Annotated in this window: 4 protein-coding genes and 1 pseudogene; 1 reads left to right on the forward strand and 4 read right to left on the reverse strand. The window is 51.3% G+C overall.

Features of this window, described 5'->3' with window-relative positions; all coding sequences use genetic code 11:
* Positions 1–334: pseudogene (locus tag BSG09_RS21200) on the forward strand (IS701 family transposase); the annotation flags it as partial.
* 226 nt (positions 335–560) lie between these two features.
* On the opposite strand, the gene BSG09_RS19755 reads toward BSG09_RS21200, so the two are convergent.
* From BSG09_RS19755 to BSG09_RS19770, 4 genes are all read right to left on the reverse strand, one after another.
* Complete coding sequence (locus BSG09_RS19755) at positions 561–1,643, reverse strand: glycosyltransferase family 4 protein (RefSeq protein WP_175542272.1); 1,083 nt, start codon at positions 1,641–1,643, stop codon at positions 561–563.
* 14 nt (positions 1,644–1,657) lie between these two features.
* Entirely contained in the window at positions 1,658–2,728 is a 1,071-nt protein-coding gene (locus tag BSG09_RS19760) for a DUF354 domain-containing protein (protein ID WP_092936175.1), read from the reverse strand.
* 120 nt (positions 2,729–2,848) lie between these two features.
* Positions 2,849–3,934 carry a glycosyltransferase family 2 protein gene (locus BSG09_RS19765; protein ID WP_092936178.1) on the reverse strand — a complete coding sequence of 362 codons (1,086 nt, stop codon included), beginning with the start codon at positions 3,932–3,934 and terminating at the stop codon, positions 2,849–2,851.
* Positions 3,934–5,253: a nucleotide sugar dehydrogenase gene (locus BSG09_RS19770; RefSeq protein ID WP_092936180.1), complete on the reverse strand. Its 1,320-nt coding sequence runs from the start codon at positions 5,251–5,253 to the stop codon at positions 3,934–3,936. Before BSG09_RS19770 ends, BSG09_RS19765 begins: the two co-directional genes overlap by 1 nt.
* Positions 5,254–5,767 lie beyond the last annotated feature (514 nt).

Genomic DNA, 5,767 nt, shown 5'->3' on the forward strand with positions numbered 1-5,767 from the left:
GTGGGGTCTGGAAGAGTTAGTCGAGTATGCGCACGTACGATGGCCGATTGAGCAATTTCACAAGGATGCAAAGCAGGTACTGGGGATGGATCAGTTCGAGGGACGAACGTGGACAGGGTGGAACCATCACGTATCAGTGGTGTTGATGACGTACTCGTTTTTGATGACCGAGCGAGCCGCGCAGGGCGCGGCCGCTCGGTTGCCCCCGTTTTCGCAGGTTGCTCGGATCGCAATTCACGAGATGGCGGTACGAACAGTCGAAGAACAAGGAGTTGATCGACAGACCGCTGAACGAGTAGCAGAGGCAATGCTCAGGGGGTTTACTGACTGGTGATCAACCGCCGAAGTAGTACTAAGAGCCACCGCTTTGAGTTCTCCAACTTGGTGCGTTTCTCGGAGTCTGTGAGTTCAGTCAACACCTCATGCTTCTCTGTATGACTGCCGAATAGCCGACCATCCCATACTGGATTATATAGCCGAATGCCTCGGAGTAGTCCGCTTCACAAGTATCGTCAAGAATGAATATAACAGATCCACGGATTTTCAGAGATGATTAGATTTCACTGGTAAGAGTTACGGGCCTCGGCGTCGGTCTCTGCCAATAGCAACTCTGAGTACAAATCGAACAGTTCCGAAGCGATACGATCCCAGTTGTACTGTGTTTCGATGGCCACTAAGTTCTGTTCTGCCATCCGAGACACTTCTGACGGGGAGTTACACAGCGACTGTAGCGCCGCGCGGAGTTCATGGGGATCGCCCGGCTCAAGTACAAGTCCCCTTTCCTCAGTAATCACTTCGGGGATACTCCCGACAGACGTGGAGACGATCGAATTTCCTGCGGCCATCGCCTCGAGAATCGCGATTGGAAGCCCCTCTGCGTAGCTCGGGAGCACAAATATCGTGCCGTCGGCCAGAAGTTCCCGTTTTTTTTCTTCGGAGACGTAGCCATGATAGTTAATTTCATTGTATTCAGCTTCGAGTTGCTCAATACGATCCGAGTACGGTCCCGAGCCAGCCACTTGAATAGTCAGGTCATCCTGTTGTTCAACGAGGTCGGAAATTGCGGTTATGAACTCCGCCGCTCCTTTCCGTTCCGAAAGGTGCGAGACGTATACGATTGTCGGGTCAGTAACATCAGATGAAGACGTATATTTTTTGGGATCAACGGCGTTCGGTATCGCGATGACATGACCAGCCTGGGTGTGTGTCTCTATGAGTTCTTTCCAGTAGTCCGAGAGTGTAATGACACTACTACAGGTGCGGAATCCGATCACCTGAATTGTTTGTGCGGTTATACTTCTCGTCGTGAGAAACTCGTCAAAGGACGATCCGTGGACGTGGAGGACAACTGGGACCCGCCAGACGTACGCCGAGAAAAGAATATAGAACGTCGCACGATAGAACGAGAACCTGTGTGCAGTATGGACGTGGACCAGATCTGGACGGCGGCGGAAGGGGAATTGAAGGGCGTCAAACAGCGTCTGTAGGATGGCTAATACCAGCCAGATTGGCCCGCTTCCGTTGCTGGTTTCGTTGTCGTATATGCGGATCGATGCCTCTTTGGAAAGATGCTCCGCTTGCTGATCGATGTATCGTTGAATCCCACCGACGTTACGATTCGAACCGACAATCAAGATATCCATATTATTACCCATGGTTAAGCTACTTCTTTTACAGCGTTTATAATCACGTCTGTCGTATCCACTTTATCAGCGAGCATCTGCTTATGCCGTTTCTCCCATTGATCAGAGTCGGTTCGTTCAAGAACCTCAATCGCCTTTTTGAGACCTCGTTCATGCCGATTCTTACCGGAATAATTATACACCAGTCCATATTCCTCCTCGAGTTCGTCAGTATATCCACGCCGGCTTGATGAGACAAATACCGCTGGCGTTCCAAGCACCGCACTTTCGGTCGCCATAGTCGCACTCTCACCCACATAGAGGTCTGCAAATGCTATTAAGTCGTGGATTCGATCAGGAGAGATCAACGCTCGTCGATCCTCGATCGCTTCCGGTAGATCTGCTTCAGACGTGATTCGAACCGTCGTACCGGTTTCCTCAAGTGCTTGGACAATGTCCACAACATCTTCGAAGCCACTATCACCAACGTCGTGCATTGCATCCCACGATACCAACCGCAAAACGACGAATTGTTCGTCACGATCCAGACCGGCCTCTTCTAAGACCGATGGATCCGGTTCAAACCGGTCGGGATGGAGATACGCTAGCTCGTGGTACCCTGGATAACGCACTTGCTTCTTACCGATATTGTTCTGATAACATTCTGGTGTATAGATACGATCGGCGAACGGAAATGCCAATGTATTCTGCAGCGTCGCGTGTTCAGTATCTGTGAACACAAGACTTGTTGCATCAGTTAGCTTCGCTGCATGGGTGATCGACGGTTCACCCATTGCAACAAGCACGTCTGGGTCAAGTTGATGTGTCTTCCGAAGGATACCCCATTCGTATTTTAACTGGACTAATGGGAGCTGCCACGAACTTTCTGGCTCGCCCGCTAGTAATTCGTAGTCGATTATATATTGATCTAATAGATCAGTATTGATTTCCTTTTTTCGGGCGAAAGTGTAGACGTTATGACCCTCTTCAGACAGTATCTGTATACTGTTTCGAAAAAGGTGAACGTGAGCCGGATGTTGGATAGCGAATAATATAGTTAATGATTGATCACTATTTCTATCCACAGACACACTTTGATCACTCATCCGTACTTCCTCTCCTCGTTTTGGTCTATTACCGTCCATCTATAGTTGCATTATGTTTTTGATTTAATATTTTAAACGATTACAATATTAATATCGAGTGTGAATCAGTCGAGTTGTTCGTCAGTCACGGACCTGCACCTCCCGATTCTCGTTTGCCTGCATGTCGAACAACATCGCGAACATCACGAACATACTCCCAATCGAAAACAGGAGCAAACTCGCGGAGGCTCGCACGAACAGTGGATCTCCGAGCACGAACTTCGCGTACAGCGACCACAAGCCACCGACAATCCCTAGTCCGGCCATTGCAGCACCGAACAGGTAGAACAACGCCAGTGGATGAAAGTCCAGCACGAGATACTTCACCTTCAGCCGCCAGAAGAAATTCCGCAACAACATCCCTGACACTTTCCGGATGTATGTCGTGTAGTTGATCGATGACTCCTCGTCACCGTACACCGCAGGCATCACAACGTCGGCCACACGCATTCCCTTGGCATTCAGTTTCACCAAGAGATCGTTGCAGTAGCCATAGTACTCATACATGTTCTCGATACCTACGTTCGCCAACGCATAGTGAGAGATCGCCGTATATCCGTTCTGGGGGTCCATCGTCTTCCAATAGCCCGACGCGACCTTCGTCAGGAAGGTGAGGATCGAGTTCCCGAAGAAACGGAACGGAGGCATATTCGACCGGAACTCCTTGTACAGCAATCGATTTCCTTTCGCGTAATCAGCCTCGTCTTCAACGATCGGATCCATCAGCCTCGGCAGTTGCGAGAGATCCATTTGACCGTCGCCGTCGACAGTCGGCACGATATCGACTTTGTCCTCGAGTGCGGCTAGGTAGCCAGTCTTAATTGCGCCGCCGGCACCTAGGTTCACCCGGTGCTGGATCGGTACGACACGACCAATTGGCTCTTCGACAATCGCTCGCTGCTCGAGCATCGTTTGTCCACCGTCTGCGACAATCTCCGCTTCTCGTTTTTCACCACTGTCGTCAAGTTCACCAGTGTACTCGAGTTCCAACCCATCAGCATCGTCTCGAGCAGCCTCGTGGATTTCATCCCACGTATCGTCAGTGGAGCAGTCATCGATGAGGTACATCCGGTCAACGTAGTCGGGCATCTCCCGGATCACGTCACCGACGAATCCTTCTTCATTGTATGCCGGAATGACGACACCAACACTATGTTCCCGGTACATTACAGTTTCTTGTACATGAATCCGTTCTCGAGCGCTTCCTCTTCAAACGTTCCATCGACGTCAATCATGACTGGGTTGGACTGCATGTCGTACGTCAGGTCACCAAAATTGAGTCCGTGGAACTGGCTGTGTGGGGTCCCGATGATGAGTCCGTCGAACCCTTCGACGTCGAGTTCTTCTTGGACTTCGATCCCGAACTCGTCACGCATGAGTTCATCTTCGGCGTGGGGGTCGAATCCAACGACATCGATATTGAACTCGTGAAGCGCGTCGATCACGCCGTCGATCGCGGAGGTTCGAATGTCGTCGACATCAGGCTTGTATGTCAGTCCAAGCACGAGCACGCGACTGTTTCCGAGTACTTTCTCGTTCTCGTTGAGCGCCTTGATCGTCATATCGGCAACGTGGGTCGGAACGTACTCGTTGACCTCGCGAGCTTTCTGGATCAGTTCCGGCGAAAAGCCCTGCTGTTCGGTCTCATAGATCAGATAGAACGGATCCACGGGAATACAGTGCCCACCGACGAGTCCGGGGCGGTAGTCGTGAAAGTTCCACTTTGTCCCGGCAGCCTCGAGAACCGACTCCGTATCCAGACCCAGATGGTCGCAGGCAACAGCAAGTTCATTGACCAGCGCAATATTCAGGTCTCGCTGCGTGTTCTCGACACATTTTGCGGCCTCTGCAGTCTCCATCGTTGGTGCTCGATGCACCCCCGCGTCAACGATGCTCTCGTACAACGCAGCGACCTCCTCGAGCGTTTCATCAGTAAGCCCACTGACAATCTTGACGACGTTTCGGAGACCGTGTTCATCGTCGCCTGGCACCATTCGCTCGGGCGAGTAGCCGACGCCGAAATCCTCACCGGCGTCTAATCCGGACGTTTCCTCGAGTGCAGGAACGAACACTTCTCGAGTCGCACCGGGATAGACCGTCGACTCGAGGAGGACAGTCGTCCCCTCCTCAAGGTGCTCACCGATCGTCCTCCCAGCGCTCTCGACGAGGCCGAGATCGGGTTTCTCGAGGTCGTCGACGGGCGTGGGCACGGCAACGATAACGTACTCGGCCTCCGCAACGACGTCCGGTTCAGTCGTAAACTCGATATCAGTCTCCGCGATGGCTGCGTTACCAACATCTCCCGTTGGATCGAGACCTAACTCGAGTGTGTCGATTTTTTCCGGATCGATGTCAAATCCCCAGACGCTGTGGCCCTCTTCGGCGAACACGTGGGCTAACGGGAGACCAACGTAGCCGAGACCGACGACGCAGATATTGGCCGACTTCAGTTCGATAACCGAGTTATCGTATTCACTCTCGCTCATTCGTGTTTATTTCCGACATGGTTGTTTCTATGGCTCATTGAGTAGTCAACTGTTTTACTATATTTTAAACATATTGTTTTCACTGTATATCATCATCTGTAATAGTCGGTCAAAAATAGTGTAGGGTGTATATATAACGAATTTGTATTGTGATATGCCTTCGATAATAATATAACATACATTCGAGAGGATCTTATTCCACCGTCACATAGCCTGTTGCACGTTCAAGATCAATTCGTCAGACATGGCAGCGTGAGACTGATCCAGTTCGAATCTGCCGACTGATAATCAATTCGGTGAGAGAAGTCTCAGAAACGCTCGCTGAATCAGGTGTTTGAGTCAGTTTTCGATCACGAATAGAGCCGCCTGAGAGCGATGCCTCTCAGGCGGCGCGTGCTTCGACTCCGGGCTGGGGCCGTCAGATGAGGCGACTGGGAGAACGTATCAGTCCTGGTTTTCCCTGTTGTTTTGCGGTGAGTGACGTCGCGACCAGAGCGACTGCCGAAAGCACGAC

This window comes from Natrinema hispanicum (assembly GCF_900111485.1).
GTDB lineage: Archaea > Halobacteriota > Halobacteria > Halobacteriales > Natrialbaceae > Natrinema > Natrinema hispanicum_A.